Below are 20,097 nucleotides of genomic sequence, written 5' to 3'. Positions count from 1 at the left end.
TCATGAAGCTCTTCGCCCTTGCGTTGGTCAGTGCTCTGACGGGCGTGGCAGTTGGGCAGCCTGCGTTCACGGTGATGCACCAGCCGCCATCGGTGGACGAGCGCGTGCACGTGCCGGGGCCGCGCCCGACGCGCGGGAACCTGGCGCGGGTGGAGCCGGGCGCGCTCTCGCGCGATCTCGCCGGTGCGCCGATGGAGCGCGTCGGCGAGGACCTCACGGCGTACGGCCTCATGGTCGAGTTGCCGCACCCCGACGGCGGGATGACCGCGTGCTTCGTCGCCGAGTCGCCGATCATGGAGCCCGGTCTCTCTGCCAAGTTCCCCGCATTCAAGACCTACATCGTGCAGTCCGTCGACGAGACCGCCGGCGGTCGTCTTGAGGTGACACCCCGCGGACTCACGGGCATGCTCCGCGCCACCCGCGCCGACGGCAGCGGCGGCGCTTGGATGATCGACCTGTGGCAGTCGGCCGACCCGACCCACGTCATCGCGTACTGGATGCGCGACCTGCCGAACAGCATCGACTGGGAGTGCCACACCGCCGCGGACCCCGCGCCGGCGGTGGAGGAGCCCGGGGCGTACTCGCCGCGGGTGCTGCGCTCACTGAAGACCCTGCGGCTGGCGGTTGCATGCACGGGCGAGTACGGCGTGCACCACTCGGGCCTTCAGGGGCATGCACCCAATGTCGCCGACCCGCTCGCCGCCATCGTCACGGTGGTAGGCCGCACGAACGTGGTGTTCGAGAACGATCTCGCCGTGCGGTTCGTGCTGGTGGCCAACAACGACCAGCTCGTGTTCATCGATCCGGCAACGGACCCTTACACGCTGACGTGCGCGGGTGAGGCCGGGGCGGACTGCTCCTACGACCTGCTCAACCCGAACCAGTCGACGATTGACTCGGTGATCGGGACCGCCAACTACGACGTGGGGCACCTGCTCACGCGCGTGTTCGGCGGTGTTGCGAGCCTCAACTCGGTGTGCGGCGGTTCCAAGGCACGCGGGATCTCGGGCATTCCCCGCGGCGGCGACATCGACCCGTTCTCCGCGCTGGTGCCCATCCACGAGCTGGGGCATCAGTTCGGCGCCGCCCACACCTTCAGCGGCGTGCAGGGGCGCTGCCAGGGCAACGTCTCGACCGGCACGGCGTGGGAGGCGGGGTCCGGGAGCAGCCCGATGGCGTACGCGGGCGGCTGCCCGGTTGGCGACGCCGCGCCAAGTGATAACGTAGCGATCTTCGCCGACCCCTGGTTCCACTCGGGCAGCATCCAGCAGATGCGCGCGTTCGTCGACGGCCAGAACTTCACCTGCGCCTCCATCACCACCTCGGACAACAACGTCCCCGTGATCACGTCCCTGCCGCCGAATCAGGCGATCCCGCTGGGCACGCCCTTTGTGCTCACCGCGACGGCCGCCGATGAGGACAACGACCCGCTCACGTACTCGTGGGAGCAGTTCGACGCGGGGGTGGCACGCCCGCTGATTGGAGGGACCGACAACGGCAGCGGCTCGCTGTTCCGTATCTTCCCGCCGGTGGCGGATGCCTGGCGCACGTTCCCGCGGATGGCGGATGTGCTCGCGGGCATCGCGACGCCGGGCGAGCGGCTGCCTACGTGGGCGGGCGTGCAGCGGCGATTCCGCGTCGTCGTGCGGGACAACCGGGCGGGCACGGGCGGCACGGCGGTCTCTACGCAGGTGCTGCTGACCATCCGCGGGCCGGGCAACTTCGCGTTCACCGCGCCGGCGCAGAACGCAATCGTGCGCGGCGCGACCCCCACCACCGTCACGTGGAGCGTGGCGATGACGAACGTCACCCCGATTTCCTGCCCGACGGTGGTCCTGCGGCTGTCAACCGACGGCGGCGCGACGTTCCCGACCGTCGTGGGTTCATTCCCCAACAGTGGGTCCGCGGTGGTCACGCTGCCGGACGTGCCGCAGCCGGTGGCCGCGCGTCTGAGGATCGAGGGCGAGGGACGCGTGTTCTTCAACGTGTCGCGCCCCTTCGACCTCCGCCCCGCGTGCAGCGCCGACTACAACCGCGACGGCGACACGGGAACCGACCAGGACATCGAGGCGTTCTTTGCCTGCCTCGGGGGGCACTGCTGCGCCACCTGCCCTCAGTCCGCCGACTTCAACGGTGACGGCGACATCGGCACCGACCAGGACATCGAGAGCTTCTTCCGGGTGCTGGGCGGGGGGGCGTGCTGAAGGTAAAGCAAAGCCACCGAGATGAGGACATCTCGGTGGCACGGTGGTTGACAACAGAGGGCAGGACTCGATCGCTTGCGCGATCGGCTCTTTAGACGCCCGGGTACGGGTGGTCCTTGTCGACGTTGTAGACGTTGGTCGGCTTCTTGAGCGTGCCGCCAGGGACCGACGCATCCGCGCCGCGTGGGCGGTCGGCGCGGTCGGCCTTGGGGAGCGAGGCGTCGCCGCCGGTGACGATGTCCTTGGCGCCGCACTGGTTGAAGATGTCGCGGGCGGCGCGGACGTCGTCCTGGTCGTCGCAGTGGGTGGAGATCAGGATGTTGCCGCCCTTGACCTTGCCCTCGTAGCGCTTGGCCTCGAGCTCGGGAATGCCCATGCCCACCAGCGCGCCGACCAGGCCGCCGGTGGCCGCGCCCACGCCGATGCCGCTGAGCGTGGCCATGATCGGCCCAGCGGCGATCAGCGGACCAACGCCGGGGATGGCCAGGGCGCCGATGCCCGCGAGCAGGCCCACGACGCCGCCGAGCACGCCGCCGGTGGTGGCGCCGGTCACCGCGCCCTCGGGAGCCTTGGTGTGCTGCTCGTGGGCGAAGTCGCGGGTGCCGGTCTTGTCGGGGAAGAGCACGCTGATGTCGTTGTCGGCGAAGCCGGCGCTCTTGAGCTGGCTCACGATGGTGACGGCTTGGGATTCGGAATCGGCGAGGCAGAAGACGTTGGTGGCCATGGCGGGTTGCTCCTGGATTGAGTGCGGGTGTTCGTGTGTCGTCGTGTCGAGTGATCAGTCGAGGCTGGGCTTGACCTCGAGGTTGTTGGTGACGCTCCTGACGCCGGTGACCTGCCTCGCCTTCTGCTCGACGGCGTCCTTCTCGGCCTGCGTGTCAACGACGCCGCGCAGCGTGACCACGCCGCCCTTCTCGGCGATGATCTTGCAGTTCTTGGCGTTCATGGAGAGCGCATCGTCCTGCACGATGGCGCGCCGGATGGCGGCCGCGAGCTCGACGTCCTCGCGGTCGTTGGAGGCGTCCACGGGCGTCTTGGTCGCGTCCATGTCGCGGTCGGGCGCGTTGTTGGCGGTGTTGTCGGGGCGGGCGGGAGCCGGGCGGGTGTTGTCGCCGGCCCGCTCGCAGGCCGCGAGGGCGAGTGGGATGGTGAGCAGCGACGCCAGCAGGGTGCGCGTGGTCATGGGTGTCCCTCCGAGGTGGGTTCACCACTGAGGGTTGACGCGGCTGCTGAGGCGGCGGTGAAGTGCGGGTGACCGGCAGGCGGGGTTGCGTGGTCAGCTGGAATGCTGAGGACCTACCCCGGCTCAAGCACCGAGATGAAGACATCTCGGTGGCACGTCAGGGCTCGTAGTACTCATTCACCGACCCACCGGGGACGCTGAACGCACGCGAGCGGTAGGGCGAGACCTCGCGGAAGTTCGTCGGCGGCTCGTCGTAGCTGTCGAGGTACATGCGGATGAGCTTGTGGTCGGCGCCGTACCAGGCGGCGTGCCCGTCGGCGAACGCGGCGTTGTAGCCCTGCGTGCCGTGGTTGTTCCACGCGTCGGGCCAGTTATTGATGCCGTCGGGGCGGCCGATCACCGGTGAGATTGACTGGTCGTTGTCGTTGTCGATGAAGAGCATGGCGCGGCTGGGGAAGTGGGTGTTGGCCGCGGTCTTGAAGAGATTGTCGGTGGGCATCTGGAAGAGGTCGGGGAAGCGGTTGTAGTCCCAGCCGACCTGCGAGCCGACGGTGCCGCTGTTGCGGCCCCAGATGAGCTTGCCGTCGAGGTACCTGCCCGCGGAGAACCAGGCGCGGACCTCGTACGAGTGGCCTCCGCTGTCATCGTTGCGGTCACGCGCGGCCCAGTAGGTGTCGCGGAGGAAGTCGCGCCCGTAGGCGACGAGCACGTCGGGCTGGTCGTCGGAGAGCTTGAGGTCGAGGCGGATCTTGTTGCGGGTGGAGGGGCAGATCGAGACGGTGTAGTCGGAGATGTAATCGGGGAAGAACCAGCCGATGTTGTCCTCGAAGTCGAAGAGGCAGGGGGCGAAGGCGCCGGACCTGACATCGGTGGAGTAGGCCGCGGCGGCGAGGGCGAGCTGGCGGATGTTGGAGCAGCACTTGACGCGCTTGGAGGTCTCGCGGGCGGCGCCCAGCGCGGGGAGCAGCAGGCCGATGAGCAGGGCGATCACGGCGATGACGACGAGGAGCTCGATGAGGGTGAAGGCCCGCGCGGATGTCGGATGTCCGATGTCGGACGTCGGAATTGGAGGCTGGACCCCGGTCATCGGCGAAAGCATACCACGAGGGATTGGCTGGCGGTCCGGGTCGGTTCGGATAGCATGGGCACAAGAGAAGAGCCGCCGCGGAGCGGCGGGGTACCCAGAGACTGGCCATCCGGGGAGAGAGATCATGAAGGTTGTGCGTGTGGCGGGGGTGCTGGCGGCGGTTGCGGGCACGGCTCACGTGGCGTGTGGGCAGGAGACCGCCGCGGTGAACCTCGGCGGGATTTCGATCTCGCAGTTCAGCAGCAACCCGCCGGACGTGGTGCGCACGAGCACGCCGAGCACGGTGAACAACTCGACAGGCTACCTGTACACCTTCAACCCGACGGTGCAGGGCACGGGCATCCTGGGGTCGCCGATCATCCCGAATCCAACGCCGCTGGGCGACGTGCTCAACACATTCAGCCCGGGGCAGTACCGCACGGTATTCGGGGCGGTGCGCAACCCGGCGGGCGTCGCGCCCACGGGCGTGTTCCAGCAGACGGTCGCCGGCACGTTCAGCGGGCTGACGATCAGCCTGAAACTCGTGCTCGATGTGCAGGCCGACCGCACCGCACGCGCGGCGATCCGCAACATCACGAAGCCCGTGCTCGTGGGCCTCAATGTCACCAGCGGCAACGCCACGGTGACCACGTTCACGCCGCCACCGCCGGTGCACAGCGAGTGGCACTTCGAGGGCAACCTGCTCTCCGTGCGCGAGAACGGCCTGGCCCCCACCAGCGGACCCTCGAAGCTGCGGTACCTGGATGACCCGGCGTTCGGCACCATCCTCGGTGGGCCGGGCAGTGAGACCGTTCCGCAGCCCACCACGCCCACGGGCGTGACGCAGGCGCAGAGCGCCTTTGGCACGTGCAGCAGCTTCGGGCTGCCGCTGATCGGCGGCGTCGATGACACGGTGTACCGCACGAGCCCGCCGCGCAACGCGGGCGACCCGACCAACCAGGCCAAGTCGCGCGGCCTTGGCCTCGCGCTGTGGCCCAACACCCACGACTTCTGGCCGGATGCGAAGATCGGCCACTGGACCATGGTGTGGGACCTGTACATTCCGGGCGCGGCGTGGGCGAGCGAGTGGCCGGTGGCGCTGATCGAGGACAACTTCAACAATGACTCGGCGGCGGACCTGCTGATCCGGCAGGTGGGCGGGCAGGCGAGCATCGGCTATGACACGCTCGCGGCCAACTACGTGAGCGCACCCGCCATCCAGCCGGGCCGGTGGATGCGGCTGGCGTTCGTGAGCGACGGGTACCGCACCGGGCAGGGGCGGATTTTCGTCGACGGCACGCTCGTCGGGACCACCAACGGCGATTGGGTGTACAACCACGTCAAGAGCACCGCCCCCACGTACGGCGATGTGTCCACCGCGAACCCGAATGGAACGCCCATCCCGGGCGCAGCGTGGAACAGTTGGGGGCAGTTCCCCTCGCCGTGGGCGCAGTCGCCGGGCACGTCGAACGTGACCACGACCGCGTCGACCATCTGCCTGTTCGCGGACCTGCAGCAGCGGGGCGAGAGCGTGTACATCGCCAACCTGTTCTTCGCGGACGAGGCGTTGACCGATGTGCAGGTGGCCGCGCTGGGCGGGGCGAACGGGCGGGGCGTCGAGTTCCTGCGTCCCAGCGGGCCGGTGTGCGGCGATAGCGACTTCAACGGTGACGGCGACTACGGCACCGACCAGGACATCGAGGCGTTCTTCGCGTGCCTGGGCGGGACGTGCTGCACGACGTGCTTCGCGGGCGGGAGCGACTTCAACGGGGACGGCGACGCCGGAACGGACCAGGATATTGAGAGCTTCTTCAGGGTGCTGGGCGGGGCGGCGTGCTGAAAGAGCCGATCGCGCGAGCGATCGGTAGGACGGCCCGCGGATTGAATCCGATCGCTTGCGCGATCGGCTCTTTTGGAATCTGCTAGGCTGTGACCAAAGGAGCCCCGCCCATGCTGAAGTTCATTTCCCGCGCCGTGGCCGTGATCGCCCTGGTTCTCGCGACGGTCGTCATGACCGGCTGCGAGGAGAAGGTGTCGCAGGAGAACTACGACAAGATCACGGTGGGTATGACGCTCGCGGAGGCCGAGGGGTTCATGGGCAAGGGCGAGTACGAGACGGTCATGAGCGGGGGCATCTCCGCGGGCGGCATCAGCTCCACCGAGGTGAAGACCTCGAACACTTACAAGTGGGAGCACGGGACGAAGGCGATCACCGTCACCGTGGTTGAGGGGAAGATCATTCAGAAGAACAAGACGTGGTGAGTGGGTGAGCGAGCGATGGTGGAGTGGGTCCGCCGCCCCCGTTGGGGCGGACCGCACCTGTGCTCGCGACCACCAGTTGCGCTCGCGGCGGCCGCTCGCTCCACTGGTGGCAACACTCAGGCGCCCCGTTGGGGCGTAGAGGCGAGGGTCTTGTGGAAGGTTGAGTCTCCGTGCGCGGAGCCACCGAGATGAAGACATCTCGGTGGCACGTCAGGGCAGCGGGAACTGGGCGCACATCGCCCGCACCTGCTCGCGGACGTTGGCCGCGGCGGTGTTGAGGGCCTGCTCGCCCTGGAGCCCTGCCGCCAGCACCTGGTCGATCCACGCGGCGACCTGCTGCATCTGCGGCTCGCGCAGGCCGCGGGTGGTCGCCGCGGGGGCGCCCAGGCGGATGCCGCTGGTGACGCGCGGCGGGCGGGGGTCATCAGGGATGCCGTTCTTGTTGCAGACGATGCCCGCGAGCTCGAGCCACTTCTCGGCGTCGGCGCCGGTGAGGTTCTCGTTGCGGGCGCGGAGGTCGACGAGCATCAGGTGGTTGTCGGTGCCGCCGGTGGTGCAGCGGTAGTTGAGCTTGATGAGGGCCGCGGCAAGGGCCTTGGCGTTGGCGACGACCTGCGCGGCGTAGGCCTTCCACTCGGGCTTGAGGCACTCGCCGAAGGCCACGGCCTTGGCGGCGATGATGTGCATGAGCGGGCCGCCCTGAGCGCCGGGGAACACGGCCTTGTCGATCTTCTTGGCGAGCTCCTCGTCGTTGGTGAGGATGAGGCCGCCGCGGGGGCCGCGGAGGGTCTTGTGGGTGGTGGTGGTGACGACGTGGGCGTGCGGGAAGGGCGAGGGGTGGGCGCCGCCGACGATGAGGCCCGCGATGTGCGCCACGTCGGCGACGAGGATGGCGCCGACTTCATCGGCGACCTTGCGGAACGCGGCGAAGTCGATGGTGCGGGGGTAGGCGGAGTAGCCGCACATGATGACCTTGGGGCGGGTCTCGAGGGCTACGCGCCGCACGGCGTCGTAGTCGATGCGCTCGTACTGGGCGTGGTCCTTCCCGTAGTGCAGCGGGTAGTGCACGGGCTTGAAGAAGCGGCCGGAGAAGTTGATCTTCATGCCGTGGGAGAGGTGGCCGCCGTCCTTGAGCACGAGGGAGGCGAAGGTGTCTCCGGGCTCCATGAGGGCCATCATCGCGGCCTGGTTGGCCTGGGCGCCGCTGTGGGGCTGCACGTTGGCGAAGGCGCAGCCGAACATGAGCTTGGCGCGGTCGCGGGCGAGGGTCTCGATCTGGTCGTGGAACACGCAGCCGCCGTAGTAGCGGGCCCCCGGGTACCCCTCGGCGTACTTGTTCGTGAGGCACGTGCCCATCGCGTGCATGACGGGTGCGGAGACGTGGTTCTCGCTGGCGATGAGCTCGATCGTGGTGGCCTGGCGGTCGGCCTCCTTGGCGATGAGGTCGCTGATGGCGGGGTCGTGCTGCTTGAGGAGCGACAGGATGGATGCGGCGATGGGGTCGGTGGCCATAGGGGTGGATGGTACGGGGCGAGGGGGGAAGCGGGAAGGCGGTGAGCGGAGTCGATCACCGCCTTCCTGCATGCAGGTCAGGTCGTCAGCGGCACGTCCGCGCCGGGGATCAACATGGTGATCAGCACCGCAAGCAGGGTGGCGATCGTGATCATCGCGCCAGCGATAGCAAGGGCCCGCGGCAGCTTGAGATAGTCGCGACAGGCGTAGAACCACCAGAGAGCCACCCAGGCGATCGCCACCACGCAGATCAGCCGCCCCTCGAACCGGCTCTCGAAGTGGGTGACCCGCCCAGCCCAATCGCCGGCGGACCAGGTCTCGATCGTCTTCGCGAGCGAGATCGCGCCGCTCACAAGGGAGAGCAGTAGCGGCGGGACGATGATGGACCACGCGGTGATGCGGACCAGGTGCCGCTTGCGAACCTTTGCAGCCCGCAGCGTGTTTGGAAGCAGCACGAACGTGAACGGCGTGATCAGCAGAACGAGCAGCGCGATGATCGAATGGGCGATGACCGAGCCCATCCAATGGCGGTAGTAGCTGTACTCGCTCCAAGGGTTCAGCGCCTGCTTGAGCTCCGACCCGAGCTGATCCAAGACCCACTGCCGCCACCAGAAGCCACGCATCCACCCGAGCCGCGCGGGCAGGTAGTTGGCGAGGGTGAGAACGGCGGCAATGAGCACGCCAAGACCCATGTAGAGGCTCAGAGCACCCACGATCGCGCCGTACCACGCGCGCCTGGCTTTGATCTGGTGCTCCATCCGCACCCAGGACCAGAAGACCCAGGGCCGCAGCGCCCGGCGCGTCGTCACCACCCAGGCGTTGAACAGCCGCCGCTCGGCGATCTCGAAGAACCGCCACTTGCGGGCGTGGGCCTCGTCGAGGATGGAGGCGAAGTCGAGCGCAAGGCCGCACTCGCTGCAGACGCCGTGGAGCGGGCAGGCGGTTTCCCAGGTCTGCACCTGACCCGTCAGGTCATAGCCGCAGCGGGGGCATTCGGGACTAGCGGTTGACGCAGCGGTCATGGCTCTCGTCTTTTCCGAACACTCTCAATGGAACAGGCCCTGCCCCAGATGGCTGTTCATCAGCACAATGAAGAACGCCAGCCACGCAGGGACAATGGTCGCCAGCCACACGCGCCCGGGCTGCTCGATGCGCCAGCCCCACTTGATGGCGAAGAGCCACCACAGGGATATCCAGGTGATCATGGCGAGCCACCAGCCCTCCGACAGGACCTCGCTTGCACGGTACAGAAGGCGTGATGCGGTGAGCGGCCACCCTTCCCCAGTAGGCCCCCCCTGCTTGCTCCTCGCGAACATCCTGACGATCACAATGAATAACGCGAAGTGAGCGATGCTCCACGGCGCCCGCAGCAAGAGGAGGATCGCGAACCAGGACGTACCAAACGTCGCCGCCCTGAGAACGTGCTCGCCACGAAGCTTGGCACGCGCACGGGTGTGCGGCAGCAGAAGGATCATCAGCGGTGCGGCCAGGCTTGCCGTGAGGCAGGCCAATGACACGATGCCGGCGTTGCTCAGCGGGTCGAACAGGTGCTTGCTGCGCCCGGGACCGAAATAGAACCCGAGGGTGAATGAGTTTGCTGTCACCGTCCTTGGAAGTGGCCGCGCCGCGATGCGGCCCGCGATCCAGAAAAGGCCCATGCAGACCGCGACGGCGAACACCCACAGCACCGCCCACGAGGCGAGCCACAGCCCCATCCGGTCCACACGGGGGGTCATCTCGAGGCGCACGCGGCTCCAGAACGTCCATGGCCGGAGGGCAAGGCGGAGGGTCGTAAGCGACGCGCCGATGTGGGACACGAAACCGGCGGGTGACTGCTCGATGAAGCCACGGACGCGGGTGCGGTCGGGGTGGAAGATGTCGCCCCAGATGAAGTCCAGGCCGCACTCGCTGCAACGGCCCGGCGCCGCGTCGTGGGTGGCGGGGGTGACCGCGCCGGCGGCGGCGAGGCCGGTCAGGTCATAGCCGCAGCGGGGGCATTCGGGAGTTTGGCAGGTGGTTTCGGCCATACCGGACCCGCGGGGGCGGGGGATCGTTCGGGTCAGGCTATCAATTTGCGGACGGGAGCGGTATCTTGAGACATCTATTGAGGGGCGGCGGGTAGGGTCGCGGCGGTCCGGTTCCGGGCTTGCCGCATGAAGATGGGCCTGTGTATCAAAGACGCCAGTCGAGCATTGGAGGGCGCGTGAAGGTCTGGAACGCTCGCCGCCGTGACGGGTTTACGCTGATCGAGCTGCTGGTAGTCATCGCGATCATCGCGCTGCTCATTGGTCTGCTGCTGCCCGCGCTGGGCAAGGGCAAGAAGGCTGGCCGCACTACCAAGTGCATGAGCAACATGCGCCAGCACGGCGTGTCGTACGCGAGCTACTCGTCGGACTTCAAGGCGTTCCTGAGCTCGTACTCGTGGGACAAGAACGTGCGGTACAGCCGCTTCCCTGATCTGGGCCCGGTGGCGGGATACCAGCAGGCCCACGCGAATCAGGCAGTCGACATCGTGCGGCGGAAGATGGGGCGGACCGACACGTTCTTTGGGACGGTGACGGGCCGCATCGTCAACCGTAACTTCCACCACCTGCCGCTGGTGGATGGGGGATACCTGAGTGCCACGTTGCCGGAGGGGGCCTCCGCGTGCCCCGAGGATCGGACCACCATCGACCTCCAGAAGTTCGCCAATGACCCTCTGGCCGCGCTCGCGACCGTGACCGATCCGGACGTGAACTCCGAGCAGGACTTCAAGAAGCTCTACCCATTCTGGAACTCGTACCAGATGGTGCCCACCGCGTGGACGCCCGACAAGGGCCCCAACGTCATCCGTCCCGCGAGCAACGCGGCCGGCAACCACATGATTTACAACGACGCGGCGGCGTCGGCGAACGGCTTCGGCAAGCGGCGGCTGGACGAGGTCACGTTCCCGTCGCAGAAGGTGGTGCTGTTCGACATCTACGACCGCCACTGCTACAAGCGGCCGATCTGGCACGCGTACCCGGTGGCCGCGCAGCCGCTGCTGATGTTCGATACGTCGGTCGCTATCCGCAAGACCGGAGACGGCAACAAGGGCTGGGACCCGGGCAATCAGACGAGCCCGAACCCGGTCACGTACCTCTACTGGCCTGTGCGCGACAACCCCAAGACACTGAGCGGGGCCGCGAGCGATCCGGTCAACGGCTACTTCCGTTTCACGCGGATGGGGTTGAAGGGCGTGGACTTCAGCGGTGGCGAGGTCAAGCTGCACTGAAGTGAAGAAGTGACGGAGTGACGGAGTGACGGAGTGACGGAGTGGGGAAGGTTTCCACGTTCCGGGACCTTGTGGCGTACCAGCGGGCGCGCACGTTGTCCAACAGCGTTCATCGTTTTACGCGTCGGCTTCCTCGCGACTGCCAGTATGAGATCGCCAGTCAGCTCCGGCGTGCAGCGTCGTCGGTCCGCTTGAACATCGCCGAGGGTTTCGGGACAGGCACACGCCCCGGCTTCCTCCGACACCTCCGGATTGCCAGAGGGTCTCTCTTCGAAGCTGACGCCGCCTTGGAGGAAATCGGCGATCTTGGGCTGGCCGAAGTCGATCCTGAACTGATTGAGCTCGTCAGAGAGTGCGATCGAGTTCTGCAAGGCCTGATCAGGAGTTTGGAGCGAAACCCAACCGCTCGCGAGAACGAGTAGCCGTTCTCCATCACTCCGTCACTCCGTCACTTCGTCACTTCGTCACTTCACCCAGCAGTCACCGTGAACCCGACGTCCACATTCCCCCGCGTCGCGTGCGAGTAGGGGCAGACCTTCTCGTGCGCTTCGCGGACGAGCTCCTCCGCCTGCTGCTGGGTGGCGCCCTTCACGTTCACCGTCATGTCCACCTTCAGCCCGAACTGGCCCGCGGGCGTGGTGCCGATGCCCACGGCCGCGTCGACCTTCACCTCGGAGACGTTCACCTTCTTCTGCTTGGCAACGAACTCCACCGCCCCGCCGAAGCACGCGGCGTAACCCGCCGCGAAGAGGTCCTCGGGCGTGGTGGTATTCGGCTTGCCGGGGCCGCCCATGCCCTTGGGAACGGAGAGGTCGGCGGAGATCAGGCCGTCGGAGTTCTGGGTGTGGCCGTTGCGGCCGCCGGTGGCGGTGGCGCGGGCGGTGTGGAGGATCTTGAGTTCGTGCGGCATGGGCGGCTCCTCTGAATGGGCGGAACTGTACCGGGCGGAGAAACGGAAAAGTGAAAAACGAAAAGTGAAAACGGCGACTGACGGTGCTGGGGGGCAACCGACAACGTGCTTGTTGGCCGTGGGTTTATGATGTGGCGCATGCAAGTGCACGGGTCACCTGACGCCGGAGAGATGTTGGTGTGCCTGCGGCAGGACCTGCTGCGGCCGGGCGATGTGCTGCTGGTGCGGGCCACCGGCCTTGAGGCCGTGGGCGTGTCGCTGTCGCACCCCAGCCGCTTCTCGCACGCGGCGATGTTCGTCGACCGGAGCCACCTGTTCGAGGCCGACGACCACGGCGTCGGGGCCGCCGCGCCCGCGGTGATCGAGGCTCCTCGTCACGGCCCGCTGGTCGTGCTGCCGCAGGTCGTCGATGCCCGCGTGCTGCGGCACCCCGGGCTTGCCGGCCTGGAGCCTGGTTCGATTGCAGAAGCCGACCTGTCGCTCATGCTCGGCGCGATCGTTGATCGCAAGGTGCAGCCGTACTCTCGCCTCGGCAGGCTGAGCAAGGCCGCGGGGCCGCTGGAAGGGGTCGCGTCGGTTGTGCTCGAAGCGATGGACTTCCACCAGGCGCTGCACCGGCCTTCGGGATCGTCACGCCGGCGGCACGACGAGGGCCGCTTCTGCTCCGAGATCGTGTGCAAGGTGCTGGAGGAGCTCGGCTACCCCGCGTTCCAGGACGGCCGCCCGCACGCGGAGGTCGGGCCGGGGCACCTGACTGAATCGACGATGGTGGACGTGACCGGTCGAGTGGCCGTGCAGTCTTGCGCCGAGGGTTTAGGTGTGGACGCACGCATGCTCGAGGCTGCGATGGATGCGTACTGGGATCGGCGGTCGCAGCTCATGCTGCGTGTGGAGCAGGAGCTCGCCGCGCGTCGCGAGGAGGAGCGCCTCACCGCCGCGCTCAGCGAGCCGATCGACCACAGCCGCGTTGACCGCGTGCGGACGCGTGTGGACGAGTACCGCCAGGTCGTGGACGAGGTGCAGGCCTACTACCGCCAGCACCGACTTGAGCGCCACGCCGCGGCCGCGGAACGCGTGCGCGAGATGCTCGCGGGCTTCAGCTCCGGCGAGCGCGGCGTGCGGGTGGTGCGGGCCGCCCGGGAGGTCGCCCGCCTGGCCGCGGAGTACGAGCTGCTGCGCATCAGAGCGGCGGCGAGCGCCCTCAAGCGCGTGGGTGACGCGGTCGGCAGTGAGCGTCTGACCCGGCGGGCCGAGCGGCTGGAGCGTTGGACGCGTGCGTAAGGGCCTCGTTCGCAACAGGCCCCACACAGAATCAAAACCCGCACCAGTCGTGCAACCGCAGCTAACGCGGTCCGGTTCAACCCTCCACGAGTCGGGAGGACCACAATGCGGACCAGCACCATCTCTCGGGTGAGCGTTCTCGCCGGCGCTCTCTGCGCGGCCTGCCTGCAACAAACGGCCGCGGGACAGTCGTTCCGCTGGATCGGCGTCCTGCCCGGGTACGAGGTCTTGACGGCACAAGCGATGAGTGCCGATGGGCGCGTGATCGTGGGTCACGCACGGAGCCTTGCGAACAACCAGCGTCGTGCCTTCCGATGGTCGGCTGACGGTGGCCTGCAGTCGCTTGGCGTGCTGCCCGGAGGCGAGTCCTCCTTCATTGGGTCGGCCGCGTACGACGTGAGCGATGACGGCAGCGTCATCGTCGGCGAGTCCGCCGGCAGCATGGGCACCATCCGCACGTTCCGCTGGACCGCCGAAACGGGCATGTCGGCCCTGCCGCTCCCGCCGGGAGTGCCGCTGAACACCGCGGCGGGCAGCGGCCTGGTGAGCGGCGACGGGCGCGTGGTCCTGGGATCGCTCAACTCGTCGGCAAGCCCAGCCCCCTTCGCTTTCACCTGGACCGCCGAGGGCGGATCGCAGTTGTTCAACATCCCGCAGTGGGCGATCCCGCGCAAGCTGACCTACAACGGATCGGCCGTGCTCGGCCATGAGCGTGTCGGGCAGAACTCCTACGCCGCGGTGCGGTGGACGCTCTCGGGCGGGCGCACGGTGCTGCTGCCCGACGTGTGGGTGAGCTGCATCAACGCCGACGGCACGGCCATGCACGCGCAGCGTCCGGACCTTAGCTGGCAGTTCTGGACCGCGGCGCGAGGTTTCCAATCGCTCGAGGGACACTCAGGCCCCACCGGCGCGTACTTCGGTAACGTGACGCCCGACGGCAGTCTCTTCGTCGGTCAGGTCTCCTCCTCGACGGGCGCGACCGCGATGGTCTGGAGCCCCACGGCCGGCGCATCGACCACTGAGAACTTCCTTCGTCGGCACGGCGTTCAGCTGCCCCCCGATGCCGTCGGCCAGCTCCGCTGGACTGTCGATATCAGCGCCGACGGTCGCACGCTGATGGGCCAGGGCGAACTGCGGGCGTCGGACACCCTCTCTTACACCGGCGTGTGGGTCGCCACCATCCCCATCTGCGGCAGCGCGGACTTCGATAACGACGGTCAATCCGGAACCGACGCCGACATTGAGGCCTTCTTCGCGTGCCTGGGGGGCCACTGCTGCCCGCTCTGCTGGGCCAAGGGCTCGGACTTCAATGGCGATGGCGACACGGGGACCGATCAGGACATCGAGGCGTTCTTCCGCGTGCTGGGTGGCGGCGGGTGCTGAGAAGCACGATGGCGGAGGGCGGGCCACCTGCGATCTGGTTAACAGAAAAGAGCCGCCACAGAGCGGCGGCTCGAAGAAACTGGGGTACTAGGATTTGAACCTACCGGGGCACCTATCCGGAACCCCTTGTTTTACAGCACCAGCTCGCGTTCCGCAAAACCTCTGTGCCATATACGTGCCAAGTTTCTGGCACACACCGTGCCAAGGGTGCCGCTGCGTGCCTCAGGTCGCTCGAACAAAGGCACTTAGACCCATCCCCAAAGCCTTGTAGACTCCCGTGTGGAGGCCCGATGAGGAACTACTACCGGGTGATGTTGGGAAAGGGAAGCGCCCACGCCGAAGCGTGCTTCGGTGAGGGTTTCATCGGAACCGACTACGAGATCGATGAGGACCTGAGCGGCCAGTTCCACGACCGCTGGCAGGACTTCAACCGGGAGTTCATCCCAAAATTCCAGAAGGTCCACCCGCAGAAGACCAAGATCGGTGCGGGGCTCGCCATGGCAGCGCTGTGGACCGTGTCGCGGGGGATTCTGGTTGGCGACATCGTGCTTTGTCCGGACGGACGCGGCTCTTGCCGAGTGTGCGAAGTAACCGGCGACTACTTCTACCGGGGGGGTGCGATTCTCCAGCACCGCCGGCCAGTGCGCTGGTTGGACCGCACCATCCAGAAGTCGGAAATGTCGGCCGAGCTGCGGGCTTCCACCTTCACGCAGGGGACCGTGGTCGATCTGAACAAGCACCGTGCGGAGATCGAACTCCTCTTAGGGGGCGCGGGGCCGGTGCAGCCTCCTATCCCTGGCGCAGGCGAAGCCGGCATAGAGGACACAGCCGAGTTCGTGATGGAGAAGCACCTAGAGGACTTCCTCGTCGAGAACTGGGCTCAGACGGAGCTCGGCCGCGAGTACGAGGTCTATTCCGAGGACGGAGAACGGGTGGGCAAGCAGTACCCCACCGACACCGGCCCGATCGACATTCTGGCCATCAGCAAGAGCAAGAAGAGGCTCCTGGTGGTCGAGCTCAAAAGGGGGCGCGCGAGCGACGTGGCCGTAGGGCAGATCCTCCGGTACATGGGCTTCGTCCAGGACGAGCTTGCCGAGGAAGGCCAGGACGTGCGAGGCGTGATCATCGCATCGGAGGAAGACCCCAAGCTGCGGCGAGCGCTCTCAGTCACGCCGGCCATCGAGTTCTACAAGTACCAGGTCAGCTTTAGGCTCCAGAAAGCATAACACCCACGACTCCTGACCCGAGCAGGTAGTGACCCGTATGCCCAAATCCATCCCGCCAGGTATCACTCGCGACCACGTCCTGCTCGCCGCTTCGGACATCGACGCGGGCTTGGGACGAGAGTTCGGGCCACATACCGGATACGAAGCCATCGTGAACAACAAGGCGTACGCGCCCAAGGCCCTCGTGGGGGTTGCTGCCGGGCACGCCTTTGGACAGCCACTCGGGCCCGCTGATTTCAGCGGCGGCGAAGCGCCGGGGCAAGCGAACCATTATCTCCGAAACCTCGGTTTTCGGATCGAGCGCCTGGGTCCAGCGGGGGAGAGATGGAGCGATGATGAGATCCAACGTGTGATCACTGTGTACATGGGCATGGTGCGTGCGCACATCGCAGGCAAGGCTCCGTCAGTCTCGAGCGAAGCCGAGGCGCTAGACCGGGAGCTTGGCCGCACCAATTCCAGCACATTCGCGATCCGAAACGTCAGCGCAGCCTTGCGGGATCTGGGTTTCCCCTTCCTCATCGCGGCCGATCCGAAAGATCGACCCGGCCAGAAGCACCTTCGTGAGATCCTGAAGCAACGTTTGGAGGACCACCCCGACGAAGCCGCGCTGGTCCGTTCGCTCCTCGTCCCTCGCGCACCGAAGCTTCCTGGGAACCGACTCGCAGTTGGTCAGCAGTACTCCCGTGCCATGTTGCGGGAACTAGCAGGGCTTCCCGGGAAGGGCGGCGACTTCGACACGGGCTACACAGAGCTCGGGGGGGAGTTCATCATCTTCTCAACGCTGGGTGAGGCCAGGACTGGTCACAACTACGGGAATCGCTGGCTCAGCGACAGCGAGTTCGCGTGGTATGGGAAGAACGGCACGACGGTGTGGCAACCGCGCATTCAGGCAATGGTGAGCGGCCGCACGCCTGTCCACCTGTTCACCCGCGAGCACGACAGGGCCATGTTCACCTATCACGGGCTCGCGCGGGCAACTCAGACGTTTGACGAAACGCCGGTAAAGGTGCACTGGGGAGTGCAGGCCGTGACAGACGACCTAACGAGCCCCGACGAAGTCCCTGCAACCCTCGTTAGAGAGGGCGCGGTGAGGCAGATAACCGTCAACGCCTATGAGCGCAGCCGCAAAGCGAAGGCGGCATGCGTAAAGCACTGGGGCACGGGCTGCTACTGCTGCGGGTTGAAAATGGAGGACCGGTACGGCGAGATCGCGGAGGGCTTCATCCATGCCCACCATCTCAACCCGGTGGCGTCGATCGGGAGGGAGTACACACTGGATCCGGTGAAGGACCTACGCCCCGTGTGCCCGAACTGCCACGCGATCATTCACCTGAAGACGCCCGCAATGAAGGTGGACGAACTACGGGATCTGCTTTCCGGGCGGCAATGACGCAGCCAACTTGGATTCAGGGCTTCTTCCTCGCTTCCTCAAGCGCGCGCTTCGCTTCCTCCAGCTCCTTCTCTTTCTTGAGCAGCTCGGCCTCCTTCTCTGCCGCCGTCTTTTGTGCGTCGAGAAGAGCGTTCTTCGCACCTGCGAGTTGCGCTGCAACATCTTCGGCGGCCTTCGCGGCACCTTGCCCAGAACTTCCGGTCGTCAGCTTCACCTCAGTGACTGCACCGCTCGTTGCTGACAGCTTCACCATTACAGAGTTGTTGGTGAATCGTTTCGACGAGATGGGGACGTAAGCGATCGGCCCGTGTTGGGGCAAACTCACCACCTGCGAGTCCACCAACGCACCGCCTATGGAGGTCTCCATGATGTATGGCTTCGGGATGCGCACCACAGCACCATCGAAACTCGTCAACTCCTCCGCGTTGGTGGGCTCAAGGATTGGCGTCTGATCGCTGGGTTGCAGCGCGCCAGCATTTGCCGGCGGCCGACTGGACACCTCTCTGAGAACCACCTTCACCTCTTTGATCTCGTTCGTGATCCCAGAGAACAGCGACTTGGCGCGCTCGAGGTCGCTGTACACGCCCTCTCTGAAGTTCGACTCCGTAAGCACCACGGTAGCAATCTGGGTGCGGACCACCTCCCGCTCGGAGACCTTCGGCTCCGGATCTACGTCCAGGACGGTCACTGCCGCCGCGATACTGATCCCGGTCTTCACGACCGACACTGCGATGTCCGCGGTTTTGTCTGCGAACGGAACGTTCACGGACGAGAGCAGGCCGGAGTCCGTGAGGTTTATGATTCCGTCGGTGATCGCAACCGTGGCCGAGTTGAGCTCGCTTAGGTCCACTCGGCACAAGTATGCGGTGTCAGGGACCAAGATCGGGGTGGCAGCCACGCTCTTCACATCGACCGAGTGCTTCGTCTTGACCTCACCTCTTGTCTTGTCCGGCTTTCCGTCCTTACCCGCGAACCACTCGGTCGTCTTCGCCAACTCGTACTCGACTTGGAGACGAACCACGGTCTTTGGCAGGTAGTAGTAGATCCCTCCGGAAACGTCCGACGGCATCTGAGAAATGAGTTCGGTTTTGAACTTGGAGCTGCACCCGCCCCCAGCGAAAATGAGGGTTGCAGCGCCAGCGAGCATCAGGGTTCTTGCGAGCATGGGGATTCGCCTTTCAGAAGTAGTACAGGGTGAACGGGAGCGCTACGGCCCAGGCCGCGACGATGATCCAGTTGTGACCGCCTTGGCATGGCCCCCCAGCGCAATGCTTTCGGTCTTACCTCCAGCGGAGCCGACCAGAAGCGCTCTCACCTGAAGCTACCCAGCGGGGGTTGGTGCGGTCAATGCGGGAACAGACGCGACATTGCCACACTCCTCAGATCAACTTAGAACCGAGCGAACTCTCGGTGGACACGCTCGGATTTGTGTTTTTTTCTTCGTTGCCGGGGTGGGCCCCGACAAGCCATGTCGTGCCTCTTGACGCCAAGCAGTTGTCTTTGATCAACGTGGGTCTTGCTCGGCAGCGCCGAGTGCGCGTAAAACACATCTGGAGGAGCAATGGGAGCTCAACATTGGTGCAGGACGCACGCGCACACCTCACGTACATCGCCGAGCCGTTGAGGCACCTCGCTGTACCTCTTACCGAGCTCACCCTCGACCCCTCCAACGCCCGCAAGCACAACGAGCGCAACCTCGCCGCGATCGCGGGGTCTCTCAAGCGCTTCGGCCAGCGGTTCCCCATCGTCGTGCAGCGCCAGGGCATGGTGGTCCGCGCCGGCAACGGCCGACTCCTGGCCGCGAAGCAGCTCGGCTGGTCCCACCTGGCCTGCGTGGTCGTGGACGAGAGCGAGGTGGAGGCGACCGCTTTTGCGATCTCCGACAACCGCACCAGCGAGCTGGCTGAATGGGACGACGAGACGCTGACGCGCCTGCTGGAGTCTCTGCCCTTGGAGATGCTGGAGGTGACCGGCTTCAACCAGGCCGAGCTCGACGACCTCATCGAGGAGCTACGGCCCACGGAGGTGCAGGAGGACGAGGTCCCCGAGCCCCCCACCACCGCGATCTCAAAGCCCGGCGACCTCTGGGTCTTGGGCGAGCACCGCCTTCTCTGCGGCGACAGCACGAAGGAGGCCGACGTTGCCCGCGTGCTCGCCGGCTCCCGCGCCGATCTCATCCTCACCGACCCGCCCTACGGCGTCTCCTATGTCGGCAAGACTGAGCAGGCGCTGGAGATCGCCAACGACGGCGTAGAGGGCCTACAGGGGCTCCTACGGCCCGCGCTTGGCCTTGCGGCGGCAAACTCCCGACCCGGGGCGGTCTGGTACGTGGCCGCGCCTGCGGGGCCGCAGTTCGCCGTGTTCGCCAGCGTGCTCGAAGAGCTCAAGGTCTGGCGGCAGACCCTCGCGTGGGTGAAGGACTCCATG

General features: G+C 66.4%; 17 protein-coding genes. 9 read left to right on the top strand and 8 right to left on the bottom strand.

The features are described from left to right. Positions 1 to 2: 2 nt before the first annotated feature. Positions 3 to 2,204 (top strand): zinc-dependent metalloprotease family protein, encoded by a 2,202-nt coding sequence (locus VD997_14815; GenBank protein ID HYE63265.1) that lies wholly within the window; start codon positions 3 to 5, stop codon positions 2,202 to 2,204. A 91-nt stretch (positions 2,205 to 2,295) separates the two neighbouring features. On the opposite strand, the gene VD997_14810 is transcribed toward VD997_14815, so the two are convergent. From VD997_14810 to VD997_14800, 3 genes are all read right to left on the bottom strand, one after another. Next, positions 2,296 to 2,928, bottom strand: a complete 633-nt coding sequence (locus VD997_14810) for a hypothetical protein (protein ID HYE63264.1) — start codon at positions 2,926 to 2,928, stop codon at positions 2,296 to 2,298. 54 nt (positions 2,929 to 2,982) lie between these two features. Continuing rightward, positions 2,983 to 3,387 carry a BON domain-containing protein gene (locus VD997_14805; GenBank protein ID HYE63263.1) on the bottom strand — a complete coding sequence of 135 codons (405 nt, stop codon included), beginning with the start codon at positions 3,385 to 3,387 and terminating at the stop codon, positions 2,983 to 2,985. 157 nt (positions 3,388 to 3,544) lie between these two features. Further along, the gene (locus tag VD997_14800) at positions 3,545 to 4,474 is read right to left on the bottom strand and encodes a prepilin-type N-terminal cleavage/methylation domain-containing protein (protein ID HYE63262.1); all 930 of its coding nucleotides are present in this window, start codon (positions 4,472 to 4,474) and stop codon (positions 3,545 to 3,547) included. A 124-nt stretch (positions 4,475 to 4,598) separates the two neighbouring features. Between VD997_14800 and VD997_14795 the strand changes: the two genes are divergently transcribed. Together VD997_14795 and VD997_14790 are read left to right on the top strand one after the other, a co-directional pair. Then, complete coding sequence (locus VD997_14795; GenBank protein HYE63261.1) at positions 4,599 to 6,293, top strand: hypothetical protein; 1,695 nt, start codon at positions 4,599 to 4,601, stop codon at positions 6,291 to 6,293. A gap of 110 nt (positions 6,294 to 6,403) precedes the next feature. Beyond that, a complete protein-coding gene (locus VD997_14790) occupies positions 6,404 to 6,715 on the top strand; it encodes a hypothetical protein (GenBank protein ID HYE63260.1) in 312 nt (103 codons plus the stop codon). Positions 6,716 to 6,925: 210 nt separating this feature from the next. Here VD997_14790 and glyA read toward each other — a convergent pair whose 3' ends face one another. The 3 genes from glyA to VD997_14775 form a co-directional block, all read right to left on the bottom strand. Next, the gene (gene glyA, locus VD997_14785) at positions 6,926 to 8,227 is read right to left on the bottom strand and encodes a serine hydroxymethyltransferase (protein HYE63259.1); all 1,302 of its coding nucleotides are present in this window, start codon (positions 8,225 to 8,227) and stop codon (positions 6,926 to 6,928) included. A gap of 77 nt (positions 8,228 to 8,304) precedes the next feature. Beyond that, positions 8,305 to 9,249: a hypothetical protein gene (locus VD997_14780; protein HYE63258.1), complete on the bottom strand. Its 945-nt coding sequence runs from the start codon at positions 9,247 to 9,249 to the stop codon at positions 8,305 to 8,307. A 24-nt stretch (positions 9,250 to 9,273) separates the two neighbouring features. Next, complete coding sequence (locus VD997_14775; protein ID HYE63257.1) at positions 9,274 to 10,254, bottom strand: hypothetical protein; 981 nt, start codon at positions 10,252 to 10,254, stop codon at positions 9,274 to 9,276. A gap of 176 nt (positions 10,255 to 10,430) precedes the next feature. Between VD997_14775 and VD997_14770 the strand changes: the two genes are divergently transcribed. After that, positions 10,431 to 11,480, top strand: a complete 1,050-nt coding sequence (locus VD997_14770) for a prepilin-type N-terminal cleavage/methylation domain-containing protein (GenBank protein HYE63256.1) — start codon at positions 10,431 to 10,433, stop codon at positions 11,478 to 11,480. A gap of 469 nt (positions 11,481 to 11,949) precedes the next feature. Here the strand turns inward: VD997_14770 and VD997_14765 are convergent, their stop codons facing one another. Continuing rightward, positions 11,950 to 12,390 (bottom strand): organic hydroperoxide resistance protein, encoded by a 441-nt coding sequence (locus VD997_14765; protein ID HYE63255.1) that lies wholly within the window; start codon positions 12,388 to 12,390, stop codon positions 11,950 to 11,952. Between the two features lie 138 nt (positions 12,391 to 12,528). On the opposite strand from VD997_14765, the gene VD997_14760 reads away from it, so the two are divergent. The 4 genes from VD997_14760 (at position 12,529) to VD997_14745 (ending at position 17,670) form a co-directional block, all read left to right on the top strand. Next, positions 12,529 to 13,671, top strand: coding sequence for a hypothetical protein (locus tag VD997_14760; protein HYE63254.1), 1,143 nt, complete (start codon positions 12,529 to 12,531; stop codon positions 13,669 to 13,671). Between the two features lie 105 nt (positions 13,672 to 13,776). Further along, positions 13,777 to 15,054, top strand: coding sequence for a hypothetical protein (locus VD997_14755; GenBank protein HYE63253.1), 1,278 nt, complete (start codon positions 13,777 to 13,779; stop codon positions 15,052 to 15,054). A gap of 290 nt (positions 15,055 to 15,344) precedes the next feature. Next, complete coding sequence (locus VD997_14750) at positions 15,345 to 16,280, top strand: endonuclease NucS domain-containing protein (GenBank protein HYE63252.1); 936 nt, start codon at positions 15,345 to 15,347, stop codon at positions 16,278 to 16,280. A gap of 37 nt (positions 16,281 to 16,317) precedes the next feature. Next, positions 16,318 to 17,670 (top strand): DUF3427 domain-containing protein, encoded by a 1,353-nt coding sequence (locus VD997_14745; GenBank protein ID HYE63251.1) that lies wholly within the window; start codon positions 16,318 to 16,320, stop codon positions 17,668 to 17,670. A gap of 16 nt (positions 17,671 to 17,686) precedes the next feature. Here VD997_14745 and VD997_14740 read toward each other — a convergent pair whose 3' ends face one another. Next, positions 17,687 to 18,835, bottom strand: coding sequence for a hypothetical protein (locus tag VD997_14740; protein ID HYE63250.1), 1,149 nt, complete (start codon positions 18,833 to 18,835; stop codon positions 17,687 to 17,689). A gap of 413 nt (positions 18,836 to 19,248) precedes the next feature. Between VD997_14740 and VD997_14735 the strand changes: the two genes are divergently transcribed. Next, positions 19,249 to 20,097 (top strand): ParB N-terminal domain-containing protein (locus VD997_14735; GenBank protein HYE63249.1); only part of this gene is annotated, 849 nt, incomplete at its 3' end.

The sequence above is a fragment of the Phycisphaerales bacterium genome (assembly GCA_035627955.1).
Taxonomy (GTDB): Bacteria; Planctomycetota; Phycisphaerae; order Phycisphaerales; family UBA1924; genus JAEYTB01.
This window is presented reverse-complemented; position numbering and strand designations above follow the sequence as displayed.